The organism is Bacillus cereus group sp. RP37, assembly GCF_040459695.1.
Taxonomy (GTDB): Bacteria; Bacillota; Bacilli; order Bacillales; family Bacillaceae_G; genus Bacillus_A.
This window is the reverse complement of record NZ_JARVHP010000001.1, coordinates 4,053,302-4,078,792: the sequence shown is the minus strand read 5'-3', so window position 1 is coordinate 4,078,792 and position 25,491 is coordinate 4,053,302. Positions and strand designations below refer to the sequence as shown.

The following is a 25,491-nucleotide window of genomic DNA, read 5'->3' as shown; positions in this document are numbered from 1 at the left end:
CTCTCATTATATGGATAATTTATACGGTTGTCAACCTGTTAAAATATCTTCATTCGGATATTTTATTTTTTGTTTCTTTTTACGTGCAAAAGAAAAAGCCAATGTTAAAGGTCCCATCTTCCCAAAAAACATCATAAAGATGATAATAGCTTTTCCAATCATAGTTAAGTGTGGTGTGAAATTCATACTGAGACCGACAGTCCCAAATGCTGAAAATACTTCGAAAGCACTCATCAATAGAGGAACTCGCTCAGTAATACTTAAAATTAAAATAGCAAAAAAGATAAATGAAATGGAAATAATCGTGATGGTCAATGATTTGACGATGAGAGTATCTTTAATAGATTTTTTAAACACGACAATATCATCTCGTTCTTGTAAAAATTTAAATACCCCAAAAAACATGATTAAAAATGTTGTTAACTTAATTCCACCACCAGTTGAAGCACTGCCAGCCCCAATAAACATTAGGAGCATCATTAATAAAAGGGAAGGCTTTGATAATGCAGAAATATCAACTGTATTAAACCCGGCAGTACGCGTTGAAATCGCCTGGAAATAAGCGGCCATTCCTTCTTCAAATGGGGTAAATCCTCTCATAGAAAGGGAATTGTGGAACTCGAATATAAAAATAAAAACAGTCGCAATAATATTGACGATTAGAGTAGAAGAGAGCATAAGTTTTGAGTGTAATGTAAGGTTTTTAAAATTTTTCTTTCTTTTTATATCTACGATTACTGTAAAACCAATCCCACCTAAAATAATGAGGGAGGAAATAACGAGATTGACAAGAATGCTATGAGAATGGGACATTAAATTATCGCTCCATACAGAAAAACCAGCATTGTTAAATGCAGAGATCGAATGAAAAAAGCTATAATAGACCCCTTTAGCAATACCGTATTTCGGTACCCATTCAAAAGAAAGAATCAAAGTAGCGATACATTCGACTGTAAAAGAGAATAAAAATAATGCTTTGGCAAGACGAATGACGCCACCAATATTCGTTTGATTTAACGCTTGTTGCAGTAAAATTCGGTTTTGAAGGCCAATTTTTCTGCCGAGCATAATTGCAATTAAAACGGCAAAGCTCATAATGCCAAGTCCGCCAACTTGTATAAGCGCTAAAATGACACATTGGCCAAATAAGGTAAATACTTTCCCAGTGTCCACAACACCAAGCCCTGTAACCGTACAAGCAGAAACGGTTGTAAATAAAGCATCGAGCCATGAAATAGACGTTGTTGTAGCAATTGGTAGCTTTAATAAGCATGTGCCGATAACTGATAACATAATAAAAGACAAAGTAAGAACACGGGGAGGACTCATACGAATGTTAATCCGTTTCATGTTACATATCGTTCCTTTCAGTTTGCTCTTACTAGTATGTGAAAAAGCACGATTATGTATGTTAAAAATAGAAAGAGGCAGAGAATATCTGCCTCTAAGCCATATGTTATAGGTTTATCCACGTAATTGTTGTTGAGCTAAAGCAACAAGGCGTTTCGTTACTTCGCCGCCAACTGAACCGTTAGAACGAGATGCTGTATTAGAACCTAAGCTTACGCCGAATTCTTGTGCAATTTCATATTTAAATTGTTCAAGTGCTTGTTCTGCACCTGGAACTAGTAATTTGTTTGTTTTTACCATGTTGATACACATCCTTATGAGTAGTCCAGTTCAGCTAAGTACCTATCTAAACTGGTAACGTTATTTTATGTGGAAACGGCGTACTCATACGCGGAAGTAATCGGTGTGATTAGAAGTTATTGGATAGAAAAAAGAGTAGCAAATTTGCTACTCTTTTTTCAGTATTGTCGCTGTACCTTCAACGACAATATCACCTGATTGATTATATATGTTTGTTTGCAACGTAATGATTTTTTTATCGTCACGTTTTTTTATGACTTCTGCCACAACGCGAAGTGTATCGCCAATCTTGACAGGAGCACGGAATGAAACGTTTTGAGATAAATAAATCGTATTTTTTCCTGGGAGCTTCGTTCCAAGGATAGTAGAAATAAAACTTGAAACGAGCATACCATGAGCAATACGTTCTTTAAACATTGTCGTTTTTGCAAAAGAGTCTAAAATATGAATAGGATTCACATCTCCAGTCAATTTTGCAAAATTGATAACGTCCTCATCCGTAATCGTTTTTGTAAGGGATGCTTGATCACCGACTTGAATCTCATCATAACGAAGCTCCGGAACAGTTTGTGCTTCTTGAAATGGATTCATTTGGGCCTCCTTCTTTTCCATATCGAAAAATGCCAGCCATCTTGATGTAGTAGGAGGAAGAAAGAGTTTTGTTTGTGCTGCAGTTAGCTCCCACATTTTTCTTACTTGATGGAAGTAAATAAATTTTTTGAGTTTTCCTCGAACTGCTTTGCGAGTTCTAGTTGTTTGGACTTGAACTCTCCCAAAAAAACTTCAAATTGTTTTTGAACCTCTTCACGTTGTAATTGTTGCTGTTCAATAAATTGTTTTGTTGTTTCTTCAAATTGACCACTAGTTTGAGTAAGAATAGACAAAGATGTTTTCGTAGGAGAAACAGTAAGTTGGTGCATTTGAGTAGAAAGTTCATTCCATTTCCCTTGCCACTCGTTAATTTGATCATTTAAGGAGTTTCCAGTTAATTGCTTCACATAATCTGTATATTGGTTATTGAACTGAGCAGTGAATTGTTGTAGTTCTTTTTCTAGTTCATCTACTCCTGATGTTAATTTATGCAGAGCGTCTTGTTGTTGTTTTAAAGTTTCTAAAGTAAGTTGCTCTAATTGTTTCCCAGCTGAAGAGAAGAGGGAAAGAGATTGAGACCAGTTTTTCCAAAATGCATCGACTAATTCGTATGGCTTAGTTTCCATTGTTTGACCTCCAAATGTTTTTTTGCATATTATGAACGCAGATTAATCTGCTGTACCACCAGGTGAAGATGAAGAATCCTTTTCATCCTTTTCTGGAGAAGTAGAAAATGGAAAGAATGCATTGGTGTATAACGTAAAAAACGTCCGCAACATATTTTGATAATGTTCAAAAGAAGTCGCACATGTTGTTAAATATTGCTCTCCATATTCAGTTAAAGAATAAATTCTTTTTGCTGGCCCTCCGTCGCTTGTATCCCAAGTAGAAGAAATAAGGTTTTCTTTTTCTAATTTGCGCAATGTTCTATACACATTACCTTGGTCAACAGAAGAAAAGCCGATGTCCATTAGCATTTGAATAAGTTTGTAACCATGAAGACTCCAGTCTTTTAGACAGAGAAGTAAGAAGGGAACTAAGAAGTTTTTTGGCATGGAGTTTGGTTGTTTCGCTTGGTTATTCTCCAAACTTTCGCGTTGTTCTGGTTCATTTTGTAGCATGATTGTGCATCACCTCATGAATCAGTTAGATGGAATTTTTTGCTTATAAGTGCAATTTACACCTATCTGTTTTTAATGTCAATACATTTGTTGGAAAATAAAGAAAAATAAAATATAGACTTGAAGTTTTATTCAGAATATTAGAAAATAGTGAATAGGTTGAATTGTTTCAAAAACGAAAAAGGGAGTGTAGGTAAAGTGATTGATCAAAAATTCGATCCACTACAAGCATGGAAAAATGCTTATGAACAAACCGAAACATTTTGGGGAAAAGCGCTCAATGAAACAATTAAAACAGAAGAATATTCTGCTTGGATGGGCAGCGTTCTAGATTTAAATTTGTTTTATCAAAAAGCATTAAATGATACAACAAAAAATTATCTAGAGCAGGTGAATGTGCCTACGAAAGAGGATATTGCAAGAGTGGCTACGCTTGTTATTAACTTGGAAAATAAAGTAGATAACATCGAGGAATTTCTAGAGGAGAAAGTAGATTCTTTAGGACAAGCTCCTACATTAAAGCGTGATGTTACGAAAGTAAAACAAGATATTCGCACGTTAGAAACGAAAGTTGATCAAATCTTAGAATTGCTAGAAAAGCAAAATGCAGTACTAGCAAAACTACAAGAACCTGTAAAAGAAGAAACAAAACCTGCGAATAAGCCGGAAAATAAAAAATGATAATAGCGTTTGTTTATAACGTGTAAAAGAGAAGGGGAGAATCTCTTTTTCATGTATAAACAACGAAACATAATTAATATATGGACTCTATTACTATGAGTACCAAAATGATTCATAACAATCGTTCACAAATTCATTTAAGGGGGAAAAGAAATGGTTCAATTAAATGGCAAAGTAGCAATCGTAACAGGTGGGGCAAAAGGAATTGGAAAAGCGATTACAGTAGCGTTAGCACAAGAGGGAGCAAAAGTAGTTATTAACTATAACAGCAGTAAAGAAGCAGCCGAAAACTTAGTAAATGAACTAGGAAAAGAAGGTCATGACGTTTATGCAGTTCAAGCGGATGTTTCTAAAGTAGAAGACGCAAACCGACTTGTAGAAGAAGCTGTGAATCATTTTGGTCAAGTTGATATTCTTGTTAATAACGCTGGTATTACAAGAGACCGTACATTTAAAAAGTTAAATCGTGAAGATTGGGAACGCGTAATTGACGTGAATTTAAGCAGCGTATTTAATACGACAAGCGCTGTACTTCCATACATAACGGAAGCAGAAGAAGGAAGAATCATCAGTATTTCTTCTATTATTGGTCAAGCTGGTGGATTTGGACAAACAAACTACTCAGCAGCAAAAGCAGGCATGTTAGGATTTACAAAATCATTAGCGTTAGAGCTTGCAAAAACAAATGTAACTGTAAACGCAATTTGCCCAGGATTTATTGATACTGAAATGGTAGCTGAAGTACCAGAAGAAGTACGTCAAAAAATCGTTGCGAAAATCCCGAAAAAACGTTTTGGTCAAGCTGATGAAATTGCAAAAGGTGTAGTATACCTATGCCGTGACGGTGCATATATTACAGGTCAGCAATTAAACATTAACGGTGGATTATACATGTAATGAAGTAAGAAAAAAGTGCATATCCATAGCAGGAATGCACTTCTTTTTTTAAAAGGAAATCGACCAAAAAGGAGATAGAAAAATGACTACATTCGTAACAGAATGGGAAAAGCAATTAGAGTTATACCCAGAAGAGTACCGAAAAGCATATCGCCGTGTGAAAAGGGCGAGTGAAATTTTATTACGTGAACCAGAGCCGCAAGTAGGGTTAACACCGAAAGAGGTTATTTGGACGAAGAATAAGACGAAGCTTTATCGCTACATTCCAAAACAAGAAAAAACACAAAGAGTTCCAATTCTATTAATATATGCTCTTATTAATAAACCATATATTATGGACTTAACTCCTGGAAATAGTTTAGTGGAATATCTAGTGGACCGTGGTTTTGACGTGTATATGCTTGATTGGGGCACATTTGGTTTAGAAGATAGTCATTTGAAATTTGATGATTTCGTGTTTGATTATATTGCAAAAGCAGTGAAAAAAGTAATGCGAACTGCAAAATCGGACGAGATTTCTTTACTTGGTTATTGCATGGGCGGAACGCTAACTTCTATTTATGCGGCACTTCATCCGCACATGCCAATTCGTAACTTAATCTTTATGACAAGTCCTTTTGATTTCTCTGAAACAGGATTATATGGTCCTTTATTAGATGAGAAATACTTCAATTTAGATAAAGCGGTTGATACATTTGGAAATATTCCGCCAGAAATGATTGATTTCGGGAACAAAATGCTAAAACCGATTACGAACTTTGTTGGTCCATATGTGGCTTTAGTGGATCGTTCAGAGAATGAGCGCTTTGTTGAAAGCTGGAGATTGGTTCAAAAGTGGGTTGGCGACGGTATTCCGTTCCCAGGTGAATCATATAGACAGTGGATTCGCGATTTTTATCAAAATAATAAATTGGTTAAGGGTGAACTCGTTATTCGCGGACAAAAGGTAGACCTTACAAATATTAAGGCGAATGTCTTAAATATTTCCGGGAAACGTGATCATATCGCCCTGCCATGCCAAGTAGAAGCATTGCTAGATCATATTTCTAGCACAGATAAACAATATGTATGTTTACCGACAGGGCATATGTCTATCGTTTACGGCGGAACAGCTGTAAAACAAACGTATCCGACGATTGGAAATTGGCTTGAAGAGCGTTCGAAGTAAAAATAAAAAATCCAACTAGCGTTGTGTTAGTTGGATTTTTTTATGGAAAATAACAAAACATAGAAAGGAGAAATCTACATTTTAGGAGTATAATTATGAAACTTATGACTGGTAAATTGTTTTGGAATACAGGAGTTTCTGTACCTTGTTATCCACCATTAGAAAATGATATGATATGTGATGTGCTCGTAGTTGGAAGTGGAGAAGCAGGTGCTCATATAGCGTATTCGTTAGCGAAAATTGGAATGAGTGTTACACTGATTGAAAAAAGCGCAATCGCATGTGGTAGTACAGCTGCCAATACAGGCTTATTACAATTTCTTCATGATAAATCGTTAACCTCTCTTATTCATACATTTGGTAAAGAAAAAGGGGTACGAGCATATAGCCTTTGTTACGAAGCGCTCAGAACAATGGAGAAGGTTGTACCGACTCTTGATATTGATCCCCATTTTATTCCGCGAAGTAGTTTATATTATGCAAGTAGAAATGAGGACGTTTCATTTTTACAAGAAGAATATAATACGTTACGTCATCATGGATTCCCGGTTGAATATTTTACCGATTTAGATATTAAAAAGAAGTATTCATTTACAAAACAAGCAGCGTTATATACGCATGGTGATGCCGAGGTGAATCCGTATTTATTAGCGCATAGCCTTTTGCATAAAGCAAATCAAATGGGAGCTACTGTGCATGAACATACAGAGGCCATACATATAAAAAAACGCCAAAATGATTTAATTTGTTACACAAAAACAGGAAATCAAATTGTAGCAAAGAATATTATTATGGCGACAGGCTATGAAACGCTTTTCGGGAAGAAAGAAAAAAATACAATAGTAGAAACATCTTATGCGATTGTGACAAATAAGATAGATTCATTTGAAGGTTGGCATGAACAATCCTTAATTTGGGAAACAGCACGACCTTACTTATATTTTCGAACGTATGAAAACCGTATTATTGTAGGTGGATTAGATGAAGCGATGCAAATCCAAACAATCGGTGATACGAAATTATTGCATAAGCGTGATATCCTTATTAACATTGTAAAAGAGATGTTCCCGCAGTATAAAAATATACAGGCAGATTACTATTGGGCGGCAGCATTTGGTGGTAGTCATGATGGTCTTCCTATTTTAAAAGAAGACAAAAAGATACATAATTTATTTTACGCATTGCCGTATGGAGGTAATGGAACTGTGTATGGAATGGTATTTGCCAAATTATTTGAGCAGTTATTTACAAATAAAGAAAGTGAAGATTTTTCTTTATTTAATCGATAGAAAAAAGGTAGCGAAGTGATGGAATGAGAGATATAAAAAAGTTTTTACAAAAATTACGTCCTGTACAACTCATTGTTTTGTTTTATTTATTAGCAGTAGTTGTATCGGTGATATTGCTTAGTTTCCCGTTTGTTACGAAGTCTGGTGTGAAGTGGACATTTATCGATGCCCTTTTTACATCTGTTAGTGCGGTAAGTGTTACGGGACTGTCTGTTGTTACGATTTCAGATACATTTACTACGGCAGGAATTATTATTTTAGCCCTTATTTTACAATTAGGCGGCTTAGGAATTATGGCACTTGGTACATTTGTTTGGATTATAACGGGGAAAAAGATCGGTTTGCAGAGAAGAAGACTCATTATGGCAGATCATAATCAAGGGAATTTATCAGGCCTTGTAGAATTGATGCGTTCTATTTTAATTGTAATTATTTCGATAGAACTTATTGGAGCAATACTATTAGGTACAAGATTCCTACTTTATTTTCCAACTTGGCAAGAAGCTTATTTTCACGGTTTCTTTGCAGCTGTTAGTGCAACCACGAACGGCGGATTTGATTTAACAGGACAATCGCTAATTCCGTATAAGAAAGATTATATTGTTCAAATGATTCATATGTTACTTATTATTTTAGGAGCGATCGGTTTCCCTGTATTAATGGAAGTGAAACAATTCCTTAGTAAAAGGAGACAGCAACTATTTCGTTTTTCGTTATTTACAAAATTGACGACAACAACATTTTTTGCACTCGTTATCGTTGGAACAATCATGATTTTTTTACTAGAACGAAATCAGTTTTTAGCAGGAAAGTCATGGCATGAAACAGTTTTCTATACATTATTCCAATCTGTGACGACGCGAAGTGGTGGACTTGCTACAATGGATATACGTGAATTGTCACAACCGACGCTTTTATTTATGAGTATATTAATGTTTATAGGAGCATCTCCAAGTTCGGTTGGGGGCGGAATACGTACAACAACATTTGCTGTTAGTATATTATCGCTATACACTTTTGCAAGAGGTGGGAGAACGGTTAGAGTCTTCAAGCGTCAGCTACATGAAGAGGACGTGCTGAAAGCATCTGTCGTTATGACGATGGGGATTTTATTATGTGCCACAGCGCTATTTATTTTATCTATTACGGAAAATGTACCACTTATGAGTTTAATTGTTGAAGTGTGTTCTGCTTTCGGGACGACAGGGCTATCAACAGGTATTACGCCAGATTTAACAACTGTTGGTAAACTTGTACTTATTGTACTTATGTTTATTGGGCGTGTCGGTATTTTAACATTTATACTGGCTAGTGGTGGAAGAGAACAGCCACCTCGCTATAAATACCCGAAAGAGAGAATTATTATTGGATAGTATGAAACCATTCTACCTATTTTAGGTAGAATGGTTTTTTAGTCGTTAATGCCAAATTGCGGATGCATAAAAGAGTCATTCTTATTATCTACTTCTTTTTTTAGCAACTCTTGATTTTCCTCTGAAATCCAGCCAATATCATTTGTAGGATGGATCCATTCTTCTCCAGCCATAATGGCAGGATCTACTTCATCGCTCCAATTGTGAAGTGGACTATTCTCGGAATCATATTTACTGTCGCCGATTACGACGTCATATTGATTTATGAAAGGTTGTTGCATCTTCTTTCCTGTTCCTTTAAAAGATGGAAAATTCATTTGATGCGGGAGCGTTTCATCTAAAATTGGTGACTGAATTTTATCTTTTTTCTTCAAAATAATCGCTCCTTTTTATAATGTTTTCTTTATAGGTAGTATTTCCATTTAGCGGCTCTTATGTACTTGTTAACACTTGCCAGTAATAATTATTTTATGTTGCTTCAAACTAGAGTAGAAAGTGAATTCTTGAGAGCAGGTGAATGTATTGGTAAAAAGAAAAGTGAAACAAAATGCGGCAATCAACAATAATAAAACTCCGAAAGAAAGCTTACCAGATGCAGAATTTGCATTAGAGTATGAAGGAGAAAATAGCGCGAAGTATGCAAATCGTAATTCAAAAAAAGGTAAACAAAAATGAGGCGTTTTTTACAAACGCCTCATTTTTTTGTGGGATTATAAAGGTTTTTTTAATTATTTGTAAATTTAGTGTTCACTATTAGCAGAAAAATGCGAAAAAACATAGAAGTAGCAACGTATTACACAAAAACAAACAACAAACAAAAGATTAATGTTGGTTTAATACTGCTTTTACACTAGTTGTTTATATTTGAGTTGTACATAAGATTTGTAAAAGGAGAGAGAGACAGTGAAAAAAACAATCTTTAAAGCTGTAGCAACTGGAATGGTATTTTCGTTATTAATGGGGTGTGGTGCAAAAAAAGAAGAAAGTGCTGGGGCAAAAGTAAAAGATGATAAATTATCTGGATCATTAACTGTTTACACAGCGATTGAAGAAGAACTTGTACCAATTTATCTTGATTCTTTTAAAAAGAAGTATCCAGATGTGAAGCTGAACATTGTTCGTGATTCAACTGGAGTTATTACAGCGAAATTGCTAGCTGAAGGAAAAAATACACAAGCAGATGTTGTATGGGGAACTGCTGCGTCAAGTCTATTAGCTTTAGATAAAAAAGATATGTTAAAAGGATACTCTCCAAAAGGAGCAGATCGTGTTCTTCCACAATTTAAAGATGATAAGCAACCAGAAAAATGGGTAGGTAATACGGCATTTATGACGGGGATTGCTATAAATAAAGAAGAATTAAAGAAGAAAAATTTACCGATGCCAGAATCATACGAAGACTTAACGAAACCAGAATATAAAGGAACGCTTGTTATGCCACATCCGGCTTCTTCTGGAACAGGATTTTTAACAGTTTCTGCATGGTTACAAATTATGGGTGAAGATAAGGGTTGGGATTACATGAAGAAACTTCATGAAAATATGGCAACTTATACTCATTCAGGTTCAAAACCAGCGAAATTAGCAGGCGCGGGTGAATATCCAGTTGGCGTCTCAATGGTTTATAGTGCTTTGAAAGAGAAACAAAAAGGTGCACCAGTTGAAGTTGTATTGCCGAAAGAAGGATTAGGTTGGGAAGTAGAAGCGAACGCACTTATTAAGAAAGATAATGCAAAAAATGAAAAATTAGCGCAAGCATTTTTAGATTGGGCAATTACTGATGATGTAATGAAGTTATACTTCGAGAAAAATGGATTTGCGACAATTAAAAATGATTATAAGCTTCCAGATGGATTCCCTAAAGATGTGACAGAAAAGTTATACAAAAAGAATGACTTTAAATGGGCAGCAGAAAATCGGGACAAAATTTTAGAAAAATGGGAAAAAGAGTTTGGTCAAAAAGCAGAACCGAAAAAGTAAGTGAGTGGGAGAGAGAAAAAATGAGCGAATATTTATCAATTCAACACATTCAAAAACAGTTTGATGCATTTACAGCGTTAAAAGATATTTCTTTTACTGTGAAAAAAAATGAGTTTGTATGTTTATTAGGCCCAAGTGGTTGTGGGAAAACAACATTGCTTCGAATTTTAGCTGGGCTAGAAGAGGCAACAACAGGTAGTATAGCTGTGGATGGAAAAGATATTACAGCATTACCTCCTGGAAAGAGGAATTTCGGAATGGTGTTTCAATCGTATGCATTATTTCCGAACTTAACAGCACTTGAAAATATTGAATACGGCTTAAAGACAAAAAAATATGGAAAAGCAGAAGTAAAAGAGAAAGCGCTAGAGGCGTTAGAACTTGTAGATTTGCTGAATGTAAAAGATAAATATCCTGCTCAAATGTCTGGCGGACAACAGCAGCGAGTAGCACTTGCACGTGCGCTCGCTCTGTCTCCGGATATTTTGTTACTTGATGAGCCGTTATCTGCTTTAGATGCAAAAGTGCGTGAAAAGTTACGTAGAGAAATGCGTGATTTGCAAGAAAAAGTGGGAGTAACAACTATTATGGTCACGCATGATCAAGAAGAGGCATTAACGATGGCTGATAAAATTGTTGTAATGAATCATGCGGAAATTATGCAGATTGGCACACCAGAGGAGATTTATCAAAGACCCGCCAATCCGTTTGTGGCAGATTTTATTGGTTCTATTAATTTCTTTTCGAGAAATAATGAAGAACATGCAATTCGTCCTGAACATGTAACCGTGGTACAAAAGGATGGTATTAAAACGGTTGTGGAAAGTATGGAATTTCGTGGATCTGTATATCGGACAGAAGTGCGAGTCGTAGAAGAAAAAACACATCTTTATAACGAGAAAATCGTAGTGGATATATTGGCATCAGAAGTAGAAGCAACCGCAATTAGAAAAGGAAAGCCGCTTCAAATCTCTTTCTCAGAAAATCATATGTTGTCATATGGAAAGAAGGTCATTGTATAGATGGAGATGTTAGAAGATTTCAAGGTAGAAAGTACGAAAAAAAAGATTAAGAGACGTATCGGTAAAGAAGAGTGGATACAAAGACTATTAATTATTGGTATGCTTCTTGCATTTTTGATCATGCTTGTATTACCTCTATTACAATTGTTTACACAAGCTTTTTATGATAAAGATGGAGCTTTCATTGGTCTTGCGAATTTCAGTAAATATTTCACAACTCCAACGCTAGTTCAATCATTACAAAATACGATATGGATTTCGGGTGCGACAACAATTATTGCAGCGACACTCGCTTTTGCTTACGCCTATGCGATCGCTCGTACGAATGTGTTTGGGAAGCGTGTATTTCAATATGTCGCGTTGTTACCATTATTCGCACCGACGATGATGCATGGTATCGCACTTACATATTTATTTGGTAATCAAGGGTTAGTAACGAAAGGGATGTTTGGTTTGTTTGAAGGGATACAAATTCCTTTATATGGACCAGTAGGAATTGTAATGGCTGAAGTCATGTATACATTTCCGCAAGCATTTCTTATATTATTAATTGCTTTTCAAGGCTCTGATTATCGTTTATATGAAGCTTCTAATATGCTAGGAGCGAGTAAAATAAAGCAATTTTTCACTGTTACTTTACCTAATGTAAAGTACGGATTAATTAGTGCGATGTTCGTTGTGTTTACACTTAGTTTCACTGATTTTGGGGCACCAAAAATTGTTGGTGGGCAATATAATGTACTTGCTACGGACGTATATAAGCAAGTAATTGGGCAGCAAAATATGCCGATGGGTGCAACCGTCGGAATGATTTTATTAATCCCAGCTATATTTGCATTTGCAGTTGATCGCATTACGCAAAGAAAGCAGGCGAATCTCTTATCTTCCAAATCAGTACCTTACAGAATAATAAATAATAAGAAACGAGATGTTATTTCATTCGTATATTGTAGCGTAGTAACGCTTATGATCATTTTATTATTTGTGGCAGTTGGTATTGCTGCAAGTGTGAAAGTATGGCCGTATAATATGAGCTTTACATTCGAGCATTTTAATTTTTCCAGTTTAACAGGAGATGGACTTGAAGCGTTTAAAAATAGCGTAATTGTTTCAGCAATCACAGCGGTTATTGGAGCAGTTTTAACATTTATGTTCGCTTATGCGATTGAGAAAATAGATCAGCTACAATTTTTCCGAAAAGCAGGTTACTTTTTCTCTATCGTCCCTTTAGCGATACCAGGTTTAGTACTTGGGTTAGGCTATGTCTTCTTCTTTAGTCAACCAACCATACAAATCTTTGGACTTTCCGTAACGAACCCGTTTCATTCTCTATACGGAACAATCGTTGTGCTAGTACTAGTCAATATCATTCATTTTTATTCGGTAACATTTGTTACGGCAACGACAGCTTTAAAGAAATTAGATCGAGAGTTTGAACTTGTTTCACAGTCGATGGGGATTCCGTTTTATAAAACATTCTTTCGAGTTACGGTACCGATGTGTCTACCAGCCATTTTAGAAATGGTCATGTACTACTTCGTAAATTCAATGGTAACTGTCTCGGCAGTTGTATTCCTATACGCAGCTGATTTTAAACTAGCTGCCGTATCAATTGTAAATATGGATGATGCAGGAAATGTGGCACCAGCAGCTGCAATGAGTGTACTTATTGTTGTTACAAATATTGTAGTAAGAGTTGTATATGAATGGGGAACGAAAGCACTCCGTAACCGAACGTCACAATGGCAAAAAAGATAAATAAGAAGGGTGATGGATTGAATGAAAATAGAAGCAGTAATTTTTGATTGGGCAGGTACGACAGTTGATTATGGATGTTTTGCACCATTAGAAGTATTCATGAAGATTTTTCATAAACGTGGTGTTGAAATTACAGCAGAAGAAGCACGTAAGCCAATGGGATTATTAAAAATAGATCATGTAAGGGCACTAACAGAAATGCCTCGTATTGCGAATGAGTGGAAGCATGTTTTCGGACAATTACCAACAGAAGCAGACATTCAGGATATGTATGAAGAATTTGAAGAGATTCTCTTCGCAATTTTACCGGGCTATGCGTCGCCAATTCATGGAGTAAAAGAAGTAATTGCTTCTTTACGTGAAAGAGGAATTAAAATTGGTTCAACGACTGGTTATACGAGAGAAATGATGGACATTGTAGCAAGAGAAGCAGCACTACAAGGATATAAACCTGATTTCCTCGTTACACCAGATGATGTTCCAGCGGGTCGTCCGTATCCGTGGATGTGCTATAAAAATGCGATGGAACTTGGTGTATATCCGATGAATCATATGATAAAAGTTGGAGACACGGTATCAGATATGAAAGAAGGGCGAAATGCCGGTATGTGGACAGTTGGTGTAATTCTTGGCAGTAGCGAACTCGGCTTAACTGAAGAAGAAGTGGAGAATATGGATCCGGTAGAACTTCGTGAAAAAATAGAAGTAGTTCGTAATCGTTTCGTTGAAAATGGGGCGCACTTTACGATGGAAACGATGCAGGAACTCGAAAACGTAATGGAACATATCGAGAAACAAGAGCTTATTATTTCATAAAAGGGGAATAGGATCATGACTGAAAATCACTACTTATTATTAACGCCAGGACCATTAACAACAACAAAAACAGTAAAAGAAGTTATGTTATACGATTGGTGTACGTGGGATGCTGAATATAACACCATGGTGCAAGAGGTAAGAGCTAAACTTGTATCGTTAGCAACGAAGGAAGAAGAGAAATATACAACTGTTCTCATGCAAGGAAGCGGTACGTTTTCAGTTGAAGCAGTAATTGGTTCTGTCATTCCTAAAAACGGAAAGCTGCTCGTTTGTATAAATGGTGCATACGGTAAGCGAATTGTACAAATGGCAGAGATGTTACATATAGATGTGGTGGTCAGTCAAACAGAAGAGTGGGAGCCTACTAATATTGCAGAAGTAGAAAAGATATTGCAACAAGATAAAGAGATTACACATATTGCAGTTGTTCATTGTGAAACAACAACAGGTATTATCAATCCAATTGTAGATATATGTAAATTAGGGAAGAAATACGGAAAAGTAACACTAGTTGATGCAATGAGTAGTTTTGGTGGTATTGAAATAGATATTGCTGAATTGCAAATTGACTTTCTAATTAGTAGTGCGAATAAATGTATTCAAGGGGTTCCTGGGTTCGGCTTTGTTATTGCAAAGCGCGCTGAATTGGTGAAATGTAAAGGGCAGGCACGTTCATTATCATTAGATTTATACGATCAGTGGGCAACGATGGAAAATCAAAATGGGAAATGGCGTTTTACGTCACCTACACATGTTGTACACGCTTTTTATCAAGCACTACTTGAATTAGAAAAAGAGGGCGGAGTAGAAGCGCGTTACAATCGATATTATAACAATCAAAAACTATTAGTGAATAGAATGAGAGAAATCGGATTTAAGCCACTAGTAGATGAAAAATATCAATCTCCTATTATTACATCTTTTATTTATCCAGAAAAAGGATTTGAATTTCAACAGTTATATAATGAATTAAAGCAATATGGATTCGTCATTTATCCTGGTAAAATTTCGAAAGTAGATACGTTCCGCATTGGAAATATCGGTGATGTACATGAGGCAGATATCAATCGCTTAGTTAATAGTATCGCTAAAGGAGTTGTTATAGGGTGAGAGTATTTTGCTTAGGTGGAGCAGGTAAAATTTGTCGTGAAGCAATTTTAGATTTAGTGCAATTTTCATCTTTTGAGACGATTACAGTAGCTGATTTTAATGAAGAAGAGGGCCTTAAAGTAGTAGAATGGCTCAACGATCCTCGTGTTGATTTTGTGAAAGTAGATGTAACGAATCACGAGGATACAGTTGCAAAAATGAAAGGCTATGACATTGTAATGGATGGCACGACGATAAAGTTAAATGGCTTGTCTACTCGATGTATTGCAGAAGCAGGTTGTCACGGTGTGAATTTGAATGGATTTGGTGAAGAAAATGATTCGCATTCTATATTTGTTCAAAACGGAAAAACGTGTTTACCTGGTTTTGGTATGACGCCAGGTGTAACGCAAATGATGGCGATGCATGCAGCAAATCAGCTAGATACTGTAGAGTCAGTTCGTGTCAGTCACGGCTCGTATCGTCCAATTGCTTTTTCTGCATCCATTACAGAGACAACGACATATGAATATGATCCACATTTACCATCGCGTACAGTATATGAAGATGGTGAGTTTAAGCAAGTACCTCCGTTTGCGCGTCCGAGAGAAATTGAATTACCGGCGCCTTATGGTAAGGAAACGCAGTATATAATCCCGCATTCTGAAACGATTACGTTAGCAAAAGCACTAGAAAATAAAGGTGTCAAGCTGATAGAGACGAGAGGGACTTGGCCACAGCAAAATATGCAGCTCGTACGTGCTTTATATGATTATGGTATATTGCGTAATGATCGAGTTGATATAAATGGGAAAGAAATTGGCATTATGGATTGTATTTCGAAGTATTTATTGCAATCGAAAGAAGGACAAGAAACAGAAATTTACGGTTATGCACTTCATGTAGAAGTAATAGGTATGAAAAATAATGAGAAACAAAGGCACGTATTATATCATACACACCCGTTATATGATGGATCTGTTGTAGGATGGGAAAAATTAAGAGCTTATACGAGAAACGTCGGTATTCCATTTGGGATTGCTACAGAGTTAATCGCAAAAGGGAATGTAAATAAAGTTGGTGTTGTTACACCTGAGGAAGCTTTTGTAAATCCACAAATTATTTTTGATGAACTAAAAAAGCGTGGTATTCATATTCATGAAGAAGTTTCTACTTACAAAGAAAGTTAGAACTTTGTATAAGTAAGGCAGTTTATGAGGTAGAAATTAATGGGGTGAGGTTATGTCTGTAGTAGGTGAAGAAAGAAAGCGAACCATTCTTGAGAAGGTAGAGTTTAAAGGGAAAGTAAAAGTTTCAGAATTAGCGAGAGAGTTTGCTGTATCAACAGAGACGATTCGCCGTTATTTAGAAGAGTTGGATCGTGAAAAGAAGTTGAAGAAAGTGTATGGTGGAGCTGTCCAACTTCCGGGAGCTGGAATAGAGGCACCAATGTTAGAGCGAGAGATGCTACATATAGAAGAGAAGAAGAGAATTGGGTATAAAGCAGCAACGTTCGTGGAAGATGGAGATGTTATTGCGATTGATGATGGAAGTACACCACTTCAAATGGTGCCCTATCTTGTTCATCGCAAAAATTTAACGATTGTAACAAGTTCATTTCCAGTAGCAACACAATTAATTTCTTCTATTAATAAAAAGATGTTTCACGGAGAAGTTTTATTTATTGGTGGAAAAGTATCTCCAAAGCATTCACGTGTGTCAGGGTCTATTTCGCAGCAAGTAATCCACCAATTTCATTTTCATAAAGCATTCGTTTCGATTGATGGATTGTTGCCTGGTTTTGGGGTTTCTAGTTTTGAATTAGAAAAGGCAAAACTGTCAGAAGCGATGATGAAATTAGCGGAAAAAACATATATTTTATGCGATCATACAAAAGTAGGGGTAAAAGGAAATTACCGAATAGCAGCGTTTTCGCGTATTGAACATGTAATTTGTGATAAGAAAATGCCCTACAGTTTTGAAGAGGAAGTCAAAAAGCATAATATTCAATGGACAATTTGCTAAATAAATTGAACTCCCACCTAATTTTGAGGTGGGAGTTTTACTGCTCGCAAATAGCAGGATAAAAGATTTGTATTTATGCAAAAAGTGGACACATTTTCTCATCTCTTTCATATAATTTACCAATACAAAAAAAGTTGGTCGAAGGAAAGAAGGGAGAAGGATGTCAGAACGGATATATAATAAACTTGTATTGTATGCAAATATTTTGCAAAAAATTGGTGTTATTAATGAAAAAGAAAAAAGTGAAATTCTTCATACGATAAGCAAAAAAGCCCTTTGAATCAAGGGTTTTTTATTTTTTATCCATGGAAATATAAACTTAATGTAAGATTATCATTGACAATGATAATGAGATTCATTATCATTTATTTTGTAAGTAATTGATAAGTGTTATCAATTATGAAAATTATATATGATAGGGGATATTATTTTGAAAAAAAGTTATATTAAGGCGCTAGTAGTAGCCACAACATTAGCAATTCCATTTGCTACATACTCTACTCCAGCATTAGCAGCACTAAAAGCTGAAGCAAACCAGTCGGTGGCAGCAGCTAGTGAACGTACATACGATACTGAGATTAAAATATATAAGGATCAAAAAGATGAACCATCTATGGTTTCTCAATATATAAAAGATCCTAAAGTAGCGATTGTAGCCGGGAAAAAAATTGTTACTGTAACAATGCAAGATAGCGATTATTTTCAATATCTTAGAATAGAGGATAAAAACCAACCTGGTGTATTTCATGATGTGAAAGTTCTATCAGAAGATAAGAGGAAAAATGGAACGAAAGTAGTCCAATTTGAAATTGGCGAATTTGAGAAGAAGCACAATATGCAAATGCACATACTTATTCCGGCTATTGGATATGATCACAAATATCAAGTTCAATTTGAAATTAAAGATCCAACATTAGGTGACCAAGAAACAGAGAAACCAGATGACAACTCTAATTCAGGTAAGACGGAAACGGATAATCCAGTTGATAGTCAAAACGTGATAACAGATAAGAAATTAAGAGAACTTGTTAATAAAAAAGTATTTAATAGAAAAGATTTAAATACACCAATTACGAAAGAAGAGTTATTACAAGTAAAGGACTTGTTTTTAAATACGAATGAGATTCTTGATTATAGTGCATTAAAATATATGCCAAATTTAAAATCTTTAACAGTTGCAAATGCGAAGATAAAAGATCCGTCGTTCTTTACGAACTTAAAGCAATTAAATCATTTAGCTTTGCGTGGTAATGAATTTTCAGATGTAACGCCACTTGTTAAGATGGATAATTTAGAATCTCTTGATTTAAGTAATAATAAAATTACAAACGTTGCACCATTAGTGGAAATGAAAAATGTAAAAAGTTTATATCTATCAGGAAATCAAATAGAAGATGTAACAGCATTAGCGAAAATGGAACAACTAGATTACTTGAATTTAGCAAATAATAAAATTACGAATGTTGCTCCATTAAGCGCGTTAAAAAATGTAACATACTTGACTTTAGCAGGTAATCAAATTGAAGATATTAAACCGTTATATTCATTACCTTTAACAGACTTAGTATTAACACGTAATAAAGTTAAAGATTTATCGGGCATTGATCAAATGAATCAATTAAGTAAGTTATTTATCGGGAAAAATCAAATAGAAGATGTGACACCACTTGCTAAAATGACTCATCTTACAGAATTAGATTTACCTAACAATGAGTTAAAGGATATTACTCCATTATCAAATCTAGTAAACTTACAAAAGCTTGATTTAGAAGCAAATTATATTTCAGACTTAACACCAGTTAGCAATTTGAAAAAGTTAGTATTTCTAAGTTTTGTTGCAAATGAAATCCGCGATGTTCGACCAGTTATAGAACTAAGTAAAACAGCTTACATCAATGTTCAAAACCAAAAAGTATTTTTAGAGGAAACAGAAGTAAATAAAGAAGTGAAAGTACCTGTATACGAAAAAGATGGTAAAATCTCTACAAAAATTAGCTTGAAGAGCGAAGGTGGGACGTATAGTAACGATGCAGTTAAGTGGAGTACACCAGGTGAGAAAGTATATGAATTTGGTGTGAAAGATCCATTTGCGGATACAGGGATTTTCTTCACTGGTTCTGTGATTCAAAATGTTGTAAATGGAAAAGTAGCCGAAGAAGTAATGGAATTTAAAGATGTACCAAAAGGCCATTGGTCAGAGCAAGCAATTAATCATTTAGCAAAAGAAAAATTATTTGTAGGTTATGGAAATGGAAAATTTGGATTTGGTGACAACATTACGCGCGGTCAAGTAGCAGTTTTAATACAAAAACATTTGAAGTTGGAGCGTAATTTAGAACAGAAAACGAAGTTCACAGATACGAAAGGAAATATGTATGAAGGGGCTATTGAGGCAGTTACACAAGCTGGAATTATGACGGGAGATGGTGATGGTACGTTCCGCCCAGATGGAGTGTTAACTCGATATGAAATGTCAGTAGTATTACAAAAGGTGTTCCAATTAAAGGAAACAGAAAAGAGTGTAGTGAGCTTTACTGATGTGCCAAAAGGTCATTGGGCAGAAGGATATGTAAAAGCTTTAGCGGATAATAATATATCAAAAGGTGATGGAAAAGGAAACTTTTTAGGCGATGACTTCGTAACACGCGAACAATATGCACAGTTTTTATATAACGCAATCACGAAATAAAAGATGAGAAAATACGTTATTCTTTGATTTAAAAAGAATAACGTATTTTTTATGTATAAAATGAAATAGGAAATAGACAGGAGTATAGAAATATAGATGGCCCATTTTATAGAAGAGCTGTGAAACCATATTGACAAAAAAGCGTTCTCATGTGATAATTCAATTAAATTTTTAGAATAATCAAAAAATATTCCTTTTACATATAAAGGATTCGAACATTATATAACTATTACGCCGGGGGTGACGAAATGTTATTTTTTCTAAAGAAATGGAATGAATTAAAAGATGTGAAATCTGAGTTGGCACTTCGTGATTGGTTTTATGGTACAAAAATTAGTTTATCACTCTGTACGTCAAAAGAGCCGTTAACTTTTTTAGTAAACGTTGAGGGAAGAGATAAAGGGTTATTTTCAGAAGAAGATTTTATTGTTGTGAATTGTATGTGTGAGCCAGTATTTGAAAATGAAGAAAAACCAGCTGCGGAATCATTTATGCATGCGGATATTTATAAAAAAAGTAGTGCAGAATGTATTTTACAAGTGCAGACTGTAGATAGTCATTTAATATCAGAGTTATATGGAGAAGAAGGGGAAGTAACATTCGATAAACGTAGCGTGGAACGTGTTTTTGGAAAAGAAGGTATAACAGAAATGACAATTCCCATTGTAGAAGATGAGAAAAAATTCGCTGATTTATTAGAAAATAATGTGCCGAATTTTATTGAAGGTGGAGGAGTAGTTCTTGTTCATAATTATGGCATAATCGTGTGGGGGAAAACTCCAGAAGATACGAAAAAATGGCTAGAGGGTATAGAATATTTAATGAATTACCATGTGAAATTGTTAATGATAAAAGGTGCCAAGAGTTCTGTTATATAAAATGTTTGTGATTTCGTTACAAGTCAATAAATAAATGAAAGCGTTTTAAAAATAAATTTACTCATAAAATATAGGTCTCCTTATTATATATAGATTACATGTTGACATGTAAGGAGGAACATATTTTGCGAGTTAAATATCATTTTCTGCCAAAACAGCAAGTAACATTTTGCAAAATAAACGATTCAGGTGAAGAGGCTTTGCACATTATGAATGAAACGGGATTTCGAGCAATCCCTGTATTAGCAGAAGATGAAAAGAAATTCATGGGGATTATTTATAAAGTAGATCTTTTAGAAAAGAAGTGTAATAGTGGATTAGAGAAATTAAGTACGGAACATATGCTGGAAGATTCCTCTGCATTTATTTTTGAAAAGGATTCTTTTTTCAGAGCATTTTATGTTATTCGTCGTCTTCCATTTTTAGCTGTGCTAAATGATTATAATGAATTTGTCGGTATCTTAACGCATTCTAATATATTTGATGTTATTGAAGATTCATTCGGTATGCGGACGGGTGGTTATATATTAACAATTGCAACACAAGATTGTAAGGGAACGATTAAAGAACTTGGGACATTGTTGAAGGCATTTAATATCGGTGGATTATTTACGCTAGATAACGGGGATCAATATATTCGCCGTGTTATCGTAAATATAACAGATGAGTTAAATGAAAAAAAAATAAAGAAATTAATTGAAAAAATAGAGAGAAAAGGATTCCGAGTGAGTCATGTAGATTATATTTAAGTTAAAAAGGAGAGGTACCAATTTGCTATATGCAGATTGGTACCTTTTTTAGTTTGAATAATGAATCCTATTTTGAAACAGGAGGCGGAGATAATGCTAAATCAGATAAAAAAATAAAATCTGCATGTTCGCGAATTTGAGGAATAGAAGTTTCTATAACACGGGATGTAATTTCACCTGGAGGCCCAACATGTCCGATAGCTACCATAATCGGCTTTTCTTGAAGTTTTTTGATGAGTAATTGAGCTTGTTTTGAAATATGTGCCGCTGTATACACATCATCAAAAAATAATTGGTTTTCAATAATAGGTACTCCTAATTCTTTCCCGATTTTTGGGACAACACTCTTAGGATTTGTTTTGCTATCTAAATAAAATAAACCGTGTTTTTTACAAGCTGCAAGTATAAGGCGTACAATTCTTTCGTCCGCGGTCACTTTTGATCCCATATGATTGTTCATCCCAATTGCATGCGGTACTTCTTGAATTGCTTGTTCGAGTCGGTTATTTATTTCTTCGTCGCTTAAATCAGTTGTAATCGCTTTTGGTCCAAGCCATTCTTTTTTACCTTTAATAGGTTCCATTGGCATATGTATAATAACTTCGTGTCCTTTCTTATGAGCCGCTATCGCATCTTCCTTTGTAGAAGGAAGAAAAGGCATAACGGCAACAGTCAGTGGAATAGGAAGTGATAACATTTTATCAGTTCCCTTCATATTATTGCCGAAGTCATCAATGACAATAGCTACTTTGTTTGTATGGGCCTTTGCTTGAACAGGGAACAAGAAGGATGGTAAGAACATAGTAAACATAAGCAATGCAATCGTATATTTGCGCATATAAATATTTCCTTTCTATTTTATCCCGCTATTTGCGGGCAGTAGGGAATGAACAAAATCCCCAATGATTAAATTTGCACTTTATCAATCATTATTATGTTTTGCGTTTTTATATAAATTAAACAAAAAATGTCGAAGAAAAGTATATGGAAAATAGAGAATCCGCTATTTAATTGGTATTTGTAAAAAAAGAAGATGAAAAAAATGTCTATTATTGCGAATGTATTTACAAAGATAGAATAATTTGTAATAATTCTCAAAGTGAGGGTAAAGATTTGTAAATTACAGGGAGAAAATGTTAAATTTTCTGATTCTTCAAATTCAAATATGATTAAGTAGTTAAAAGGCCAATGGAGAAGTGAAGTTGAGAGCAAGGAAGTATAATAAGGGGGATATGAATGTTTACTGTAAAAAGGAAGTACACATTAGAAAAGCTTTCACGTGATATTCATATAAAGCGTGAAGAAATGATTCAATTAGGTTTAACGAGTGGGTTAAATAGTATGGAGACAATTCAAGTTAGTCAAGAATTGGACAAGCTTATTTTACAGTACCAGTGCTATAAAGAAAAACAAACACCCAAATGGTTATCAATTATAAAGGTACCTATTTTTCAAATTGGGTATGAAGGAAAATCGAGTAATTTTTGGCGAATGCTTGTGGCTGGTTTTATGAAATAAGTATAATTACCCTTTTGGGATAAGGATAATTATACTAGGTGTAACGGAATTTCGATATGAACTGTCGTTCCTTCGTTTTCTATACTGTCAATAAAAATATGCCCATTGTACATCTCTACAATTCGTTTACATATGACAAGTCCAAGACCTGTTCCAGTATCTTTATTAGTAAAGAACGGATGAAAGAGGTGTTTTTGAATATGTTTTGGAATCCCTTTTCCAGTATCTATAATTTGCAATTGTGCATGTGTTTCATTGTTTGTTACGGAAATAGTTAGTGTGTCACCAGAAGTCATGGCTTCAATTGCATTTTTTGTAATGTTTAAAACCACTTGTTTCATATGGTCTTTTGAGCAACGTATATGAACAGGATGGTCTGGCAAATGTAAATGGAATACAATGTTATGTAGATTCGCCTCAGATTGAATAATCAATGCTACCTCATTTAAAATAGTTCTCACATCATATGTTTGTTCAATGATAGCGGTTGGCTTTCCAAGAATAAGAAATTCGCTTACAATTTCATTAATCCGTTCTATTTCTTGTTCAATGATGGAAAAATAGAACTGATCTTGTTCATCTTTATATTTTTCTTTTAATAGAGCGACGAGTCCTTTAATTCCGGTAAGAGGATTACGGATTTCGTGGGCTGTACTAGCTGCAAAAGTTCCAACCAATTCAATTTTTTGTAGTTCATTTTGTTGTCTTTCCAGTTTTGTTTGACGTTTTAACAACATATATTGAGCAAGTAAAAATAAAATAGACATTAAAAATAAAGTAGCTATACACTCTATTGAAACCCACTGGTATAAAGTTTTTTGATGGATAGGCAATGGAGAAACAGAGACCTTCCAATTTAATCGTTGGAGTGGAGTAGTAAGCATATTAGAATGCGCATCACTTGTTTCGTTATTATCATCGGTTAGAAAAACTACATCATGTTTATCGGTTACTTCAAAATGGTATTGTGGCTTAATGGCATTTAAAGATGATGAAATGTAATCAAAGCGTAAACTTGCTAACAATAAGCCTGAGAGCTCCTTCTGTTTATTGAAAATGGGAGAAGCAATCATAATCGCTTGATGTCCAAGAACACGATCTGTAATGGCTGATGATACAGTTGTTTTCTTCGTTTGTAACGCGTCTTGAATATATTTGCGATCTGAGACATCAACAGGTGGTCGTTCGCCTTCGGATGCGATTGTAATGATTCCTTCTGGTGTAGCGTAATATAGACCAGAAAAGCGTGCATCGTTTCCATCTGTATCATGTACAATTTGTTTCACTCCATTTATATTTCCAGTCTCGGTTCCTACGACTTTTGAGAGCATTTCTAATGCGGAGATTGCTTCACCAAGGTGATGATCTAAATAGTCTCTATATAAAAAGAGAACCGTGTGAGCAGATTGTTTGTTTTCCTGTTTCATTTTATACGAATGATATGAATAAAATGTAGCACCAATCCCTATCGTTGGTAGGATAACAAGCAATATATATAAAACTATGCTGTGGAATTTGACTTTCAAATTTGGTACTCCTTCTTTTTTATTATCATTATATATAAACTATGTTAAAATTGTCATGTTTTTATTCAAGAATCATTCATAATATATTTGGGGAGAGGTAATGAATGAGTGAATACTCATTCGGGAATTACATGAAGTACTAAGCTGTTTTTTTCTTTTTATTACTGAGAATTTAAGTGAAGGGTTGAAAGTTGTATGACATCAAATAATGAACGAGAAGATATTTCTCAATCTTTAAAAGTATTTATTGCATTATCTCGTGTACATCGTTCTGTTATGGATACTACAAATAAATCTATACAAAGTAACGGGTTAAATCCAACTGAATTTGCTGTATTAGAACTGCTATATCATAAAGGCGGTCAGCCACTTCAGCAAATTGGTGAGCGTATTTTAATAGCTAGTGGCAGCATTACATATGTTGTAGATAAGCTAGAAAAAAAGGGACTAGTAAAGAGAATTCCGTGCCCGAATGACAGACGTGTTATATATGCACAACTAACTGAGTCTGGAGAGACCTTTATTGCTTCTATTTTTCCAGGGCATGAGCAAGTTATACATCAGTCTTTTGAAATGTTAACGAAAGAAGAAAAGGATGAATTACTTGATCTATTAAAAAAGATTGGAAAGTATGAAAAATAATAGTATGTTCCAAAGGAGCTTTGGAT

26 protein-coding genes are annotated in these 25,491 nt (G+C 34.9%); 18 read left to right on the top strand and 8 right to left on the bottom strand.

Annotation, left to right across the window (positions count from 1 at the left end; all coding sequences use genetic code 11):
• Positions 1-30 precede the first annotated feature (30 nt).
• The 5 genes from QCI44_RS21545 to phaQ form a co-directional block, all read right to left on the bottom strand.
• The gene (locus QCI44_RS21545) at positions 31-1,350 is read right to left on the bottom strand and encodes a TrkH family potassium uptake protein (RefSeq protein ID WP_016133939.1); all 1,320 of its coding nucleotides are present in this window, start codon (positions 1,348-1,350) and stop codon (positions 31-33) included.
• A gap of 114 nt (positions 1,351-1,464) precedes the next feature.
• Positions 1,465-1,650 carry an alpha/beta-type small acid-soluble spore protein gene (locus QCI44_RS21540; protein WP_000241212.1) on the bottom strand — a complete coding sequence of 62 codons (186 nt, stop codon included), beginning with the start codon at positions 1,648-1,650 and terminating at the stop codon, positions 1,465-1,467.
• 147 nt (positions 1,651-1,797) lie between these two features.
• Positions 1,798-2,241 (bottom strand): MaoC family dehydratase, encoded by a 444-nt coding sequence (locus QCI44_RS21535; protein WP_001067917.1) that lies wholly within the window; start codon positions 2,239-2,241, stop codon positions 1,798-1,800.
• Positions 2,242-2,342: 101 nt separating this feature from the next.
• Positions 2,343-2,867, bottom strand: coding sequence for a polyhydroxyalkanoic acid inclusion protein PhaP (gene phaP, locus QCI44_RS21530; RefSeq protein ID WP_016088794.1), 525 nt, complete (start codon positions 2,865-2,867; stop codon positions 2,343-2,345).
• Between the two features lie 42 nt (positions 2,868-2,909).
• Positions 2,910-3,362, bottom strand: coding sequence for a poly-beta-hydroxybutyrate-responsive repressor (gene phaQ / locus QCI44_RS21525; protein WP_016088793.1), 453 nt, complete (start codon positions 3,360-3,362; stop codon positions 2,910-2,912).
• 198 nt (positions 3,363-3,560) lie between these two features.
• On the opposite strand from phaQ, the gene phaR reads away from it, so the two are divergent.
• The 5 genes from phaR (at position 3,561) to QCI44_RS21500 (ending at position 8,770) form a co-directional block, all read left to right on the top strand.
• The gene (gene phaR, locus QCI44_RS21520) at positions 3,561-4,043 is read left to right on the top strand and encodes a polyhydroxyalkanoic acid synthase subunit PhaR (protein ID WP_016088792.1); all 483 of its coding nucleotides are present in this window, start codon (positions 3,561-3,563) and stop codon (positions 4,041-4,043) included.
• Between the two features lie 153 nt (positions 4,044-4,196).
• Entirely contained in the window at positions 4,197-4,940 is a 744-nt protein-coding gene (locus QCI44_RS21515; RefSeq protein WP_016088791.1) for an acetoacetyl-CoA reductase, read from the top strand.
• A gap of 82 nt (positions 4,941-5,022) precedes the next feature.
• Positions 5,023-6,108 (top strand): class III poly(R)-hydroxyalkanoic acid synthase subunit PhaC, encoded by a 1,086-nt coding sequence (phaC, locus tag QCI44_RS21510; protein ID WP_098412874.1) that lies wholly within the window; start codon positions 5,023-5,025, stop codon positions 6,106-6,108.
• Between the two features lie 95 nt (positions 6,109-6,203).
• The gene (locus QCI44_RS21505) at positions 6,204-7,397 is read left to right on the top strand and encodes an NAD(P)/FAD-dependent oxidoreductase (RefSeq protein ID WP_098986766.1); all 1,194 of its coding nucleotides are present in this window, start codon (positions 6,204-6,206) and stop codon (positions 7,395-7,397) included.
• Between the two features lie 23 nt (positions 7,398-7,420).
• A complete protein-coding gene (locus QCI44_RS21500) occupies positions 7,421-8,770 on the top strand; it encodes a TrkH family potassium uptake protein (protein ID WP_016088788.1) in 1,350 nt (449 codons plus the stop codon).
• Between the two features lie 38 nt (positions 8,771-8,808).
• Here QCI44_RS21500 and QCI44_RS21495 read toward each other — a convergent pair whose 3' ends face one another.
• Positions 8,809-9,144: a DUF3905 domain-containing protein gene (locus QCI44_RS21495; RefSeq protein WP_016088787.1), complete on the bottom strand. Its 336-nt coding sequence runs from the start codon at positions 9,142-9,144 to the stop codon at positions 8,809-8,811.
• Between the two features lie 148 nt (positions 9,145-9,292).
• On the opposite strand from QCI44_RS21495, the gene QCI44_RS21490 reads away from it, so the two are divergent.
• From QCI44_RS21490 to cbpA, 11 genes are all read left to right on the top strand, one after another.
• Positions 9,293-9,445, top strand: a complete 153-nt coding sequence (locus QCI44_RS21490) for a hypothetical protein (protein WP_000240799.1) — start codon at positions 9,293-9,295, stop codon at positions 9,443-9,445.
• Between the two features lie 228 nt (positions 9,446-9,673).
• The gene (locus QCI44_RS21485; RefSeq protein WP_098412871.1) at positions 9,674-10,750 is read left to right on the top strand and encodes a putative 2-aminoethylphosphonate ABC transporter substrate-binding protein; all 1,077 of its coding nucleotides are present in this window, start codon (positions 9,674-9,676) and stop codon (positions 10,748-10,750) included.
• Positions 10,751-10,770: 20 nt separating this feature from the next.
• Positions 10,771-11,772, top strand: coding sequence for a putative 2-aminoethylphosphonate ABC transporter ATP-binding protein (locus QCI44_RS21480; RefSeq protein ID WP_016088785.1), 1,002 nt, complete (start codon positions 10,771-10,773; stop codon positions 11,770-11,772).
• The gene (locus tag QCI44_RS21475) at positions 11,773-13,530 is read left to right on the top strand and encodes a putative 2-aminoethylphosphonate ABC transporter permease subunit (RefSeq protein WP_116349193.1); all 1,758 of its coding nucleotides are present in this window, start codon (positions 11,773-11,775) and stop codon (positions 13,528-13,530) included. It abuts the gene before it with no gap.
• Between the two features lie 21 nt (positions 13,531-13,551).
• Entirely contained in the window at positions 13,552-14,346 is a 795-nt protein-coding gene (phnX, locus tag QCI44_RS21470; RefSeq protein ID WP_088083451.1) for a phosphonoacetaldehyde hydrolase, read from the top strand.
• A gap of 15 nt (positions 14,347-14,361) precedes the next feature.
• Entirely contained in the window at positions 14,362-15,459 is a 1,098-nt protein-coding gene (gene phnW / locus QCI44_RS21465) for a 2-aminoethylphosphonate--pyruvate transaminase (protein WP_088083452.1), read from the top strand.
• On the top strand, positions 15,456-16,628 hold the full coding sequence (locus QCI44_RS21460) for a saccharopine dehydrogenase family protein (protein WP_353811437.1): 1,173 nt from the start codon (positions 15,456-15,458) through the stop codon (positions 16,626-16,628). Before phnW ends, QCI44_RS21460 begins: the two co-directional genes overlap by 4 nt.
• A 52-nt stretch (positions 16,629-16,680) precedes the next feature.
• Positions 16,681-17,463: a DeoR/GlpR family DNA-binding transcription regulator gene (locus QCI44_RS21455; protein WP_016133947.1), complete on the top strand. Its 783-nt coding sequence runs from the start codon at positions 16,681-16,683 to the stop codon at positions 17,461-17,463.
• Positions 17,464-17,875: 412 nt separating this feature from the next.
• Entirely contained in the window at positions 17,876-20,152 is a 2,277-nt protein-coding gene (locus QCI44_RS21450) for an NEAT domain-containing leucine-rich repeat protein (protein ID WP_116349194.1), read from the top strand.
• A gap of 248 nt (positions 20,153-20,400) precedes the next feature.
• Positions 20,401-21,030, top strand: coding sequence for a class II aldolase/adducin family protein (locus tag QCI44_RS21445; protein ID WP_353811436.1), 630 nt, complete (start codon positions 20,401-20,403; stop codon positions 21,028-21,030).
• Positions 21,031-21,155: 125 nt separating this feature from the next.
• Positions 21,156-21,779, top strand: coding sequence for a cyclic di-AMP binding protein CbpA (gene cbpA / locus QCI44_RS21440; protein WP_016133949.1), 624 nt, complete (start codon positions 21,156-21,158; stop codon positions 21,777-21,779).
• A 67-nt stretch (positions 21,780-21,846) separates the two neighbouring features.
• Here the strand turns inward: cbpA and QCI44_RS21435 are convergent, their stop codons facing one another.
• Positions 21,847-22,617 carry a divergent polysaccharide deacetylase family protein gene (locus tag QCI44_RS21435; RefSeq protein WP_016088776.1) on the bottom strand — a complete coding sequence of 257 codons (771 nt, stop codon included), beginning with the start codon at positions 22,615-22,617 and terminating at the stop codon, positions 21,847-21,849.
• Positions 22,618-23,015: 398 nt separating this feature from the next.
• Between QCI44_RS21435 and QCI44_RS21430 the strand changes: the two genes are divergently transcribed.
• Positions 23,016-23,297: an aspartyl-phosphate phosphatase Spo0E family protein gene (locus tag QCI44_RS21430; RefSeq protein ID WP_016088775.1), complete on the top strand. Its 282-nt coding sequence runs from the start codon at positions 23,016-23,018 to the stop codon at positions 23,295-23,297.
• Between the two features lie 29 nt (positions 23,298-23,326).
• Here the strand turns inward: QCI44_RS21430 and QCI44_RS21425 are convergent, their stop codons facing one another.
• Positions 23,327-24,823, bottom strand: coding sequence for a DUF3149 domain-containing protein (locus QCI44_RS21425; protein ID WP_016088774.1), 1,497 nt, complete (start codon positions 24,821-24,823; stop codon positions 23,327-23,329).
• Positions 24,824-25,018: 195 nt separating this feature from the next.
• On the opposite strand from QCI44_RS21425, the gene QCI44_RS21420 reads away from it, so the two are divergent.
• Entirely contained in the window at positions 25,019-25,465 is a 447-nt protein-coding gene (locus QCI44_RS21420; protein WP_000203348.1) for a MarR family winged helix-turn-helix transcriptional regulator, read from the top strand.
• Positions 25,466-25,491 lie beyond the last annotated feature (26 nt).

What these genes read in the sequence shown, in the direction of transcription:
- QCI44_RS21475 (WP_116349193.1), top strand. Translation starts at nt 11,773, where the DNA reads ATGGAGATGTTAGAAGATTTCAAGGTAGAAAGTACGAAAAAAAAGATT.
- QCI44_RS21535 (WP_001067917.1), bottom strand. Translation starts at nt 2,241, where the DNA reads ATGAATCCATTTCAAGAAGCACAAACTGTTCCGGAGCTTCGTTATGAT.
- phaC (WP_098412874.1), top strand. Translation starts at nt 5,023, where the DNA reads ATGACTACATTCGTAACAGAATGGGAAAAGCAATTAGAGTTATACCCA.
- QCI44_RS21500 (WP_016088788.1), top strand. Translation starts at nt 7,421, where the DNA reads ATGAGAGATATAAAAAAGTTTTTACAAAAATTACGTCCTGTACAACTC.
- QCI44_RS21435 (WP_016088776.1), bottom strand. Translation starts at nt 22,617, where the DNA reads ATGCGCAAATATACGATTGCATTGCTTATGTTTACTATGTTCTTACCA.
- phnW (WP_088083452.1), top strand. Translation starts at nt 14,362, where the DNA reads ATGACTGAAAATCACTACTTATTATTAACGCCAGGACCATTAACAACA.
- QCI44_RS21445 (WP_353811436.1), top strand. Translation starts at nt 20,401, where the DNA reads ATGTTATTTTTTCTAAAGAAATGGAATGAATTAAAAGATGTGAAATCT.
- QCI44_RS21480 (WP_016088785.1), top strand. Translation starts at nt 10,771, where the DNA reads ATGAGCGAATATTTATCAATTCAACACATTCAAAAACAGTTTGATGCA.
- QCI44_RS21515 (WP_016088791.1), top strand. Translation starts at nt 4,197, where the DNA reads ATGGTTCAATTAAATGGCAAAGTAGCAATCGTAACAGGTGGGGCAAAA.
- QCI44_RS21450 (WP_116349194.1), top strand. Translation starts at nt 17,876, where the DNA reads ATGATAGGGGATATTATTTTGAAAAAAAGTTATATTAAGGCGCTAGTA.
- phaQ (WP_016088793.1), bottom strand. Translation starts at nt 3,362, where the DNA reads ATGCTACAAAATGAACCAGAACAACGCGAAAGTTTGGAGAATAACCAA.
- QCI44_RS21540 (WP_000241212.1), bottom strand. Translation starts at nt 1,650, where the DNA reads ATGGTAAAAACAAACAAATTACTAGTTCCAGGTGCAGAACAAGCACTT.
- QCI44_RS21545 (WP_016133939.1), bottom strand. Translation starts at nt 1,350, where the DNA reads ATGAAACGGATTAACATTCGTATGAGTCCTCCCCGTGTTCTTACTTTG.
- phaP (WP_016088794.1), bottom strand. Translation starts at nt 2,867, where the DNA reads ATGGAAACTAAGCCATACGAATTAGTCGATGCATTTTGGAAAAACTGG.
- QCI44_RS21430 (WP_016088775.1), top strand. Translation starts at nt 23,016, where the DNA reads ATGTTTACTGTAAAAAGGAAGTACACATTAGAAAAGCTTTCACGTGAT.
- QCI44_RS21505 (WP_098986766.1), top strand. Translation starts at nt 6,204, where the DNA reads ATGAAACTTATGACTGGTAAATTGTTTTGGAATACAGGAGTTTCTGTA.
- QCI44_RS21455 (WP_016133947.1), top strand. Translation starts at nt 16,681, where the DNA reads ATGTCTGTAGTAGGTGAAGAAAGAAAGCGAACCATTCTTGAGAAGGTA.
- phnX (WP_088083451.1), top strand. Translation starts at nt 13,552, where the DNA reads ATGAAAATAGAAGCAGTAATTTTTGATTGGGCAGGTACGACAGTTGAT.
- QCI44_RS21420 (WP_000203348.1), top strand. Translation starts at nt 25,019, where the DNA reads ATGACATCAAATAATGAACGAGAAGATATTTCTCAATCTTTAAAAGTA.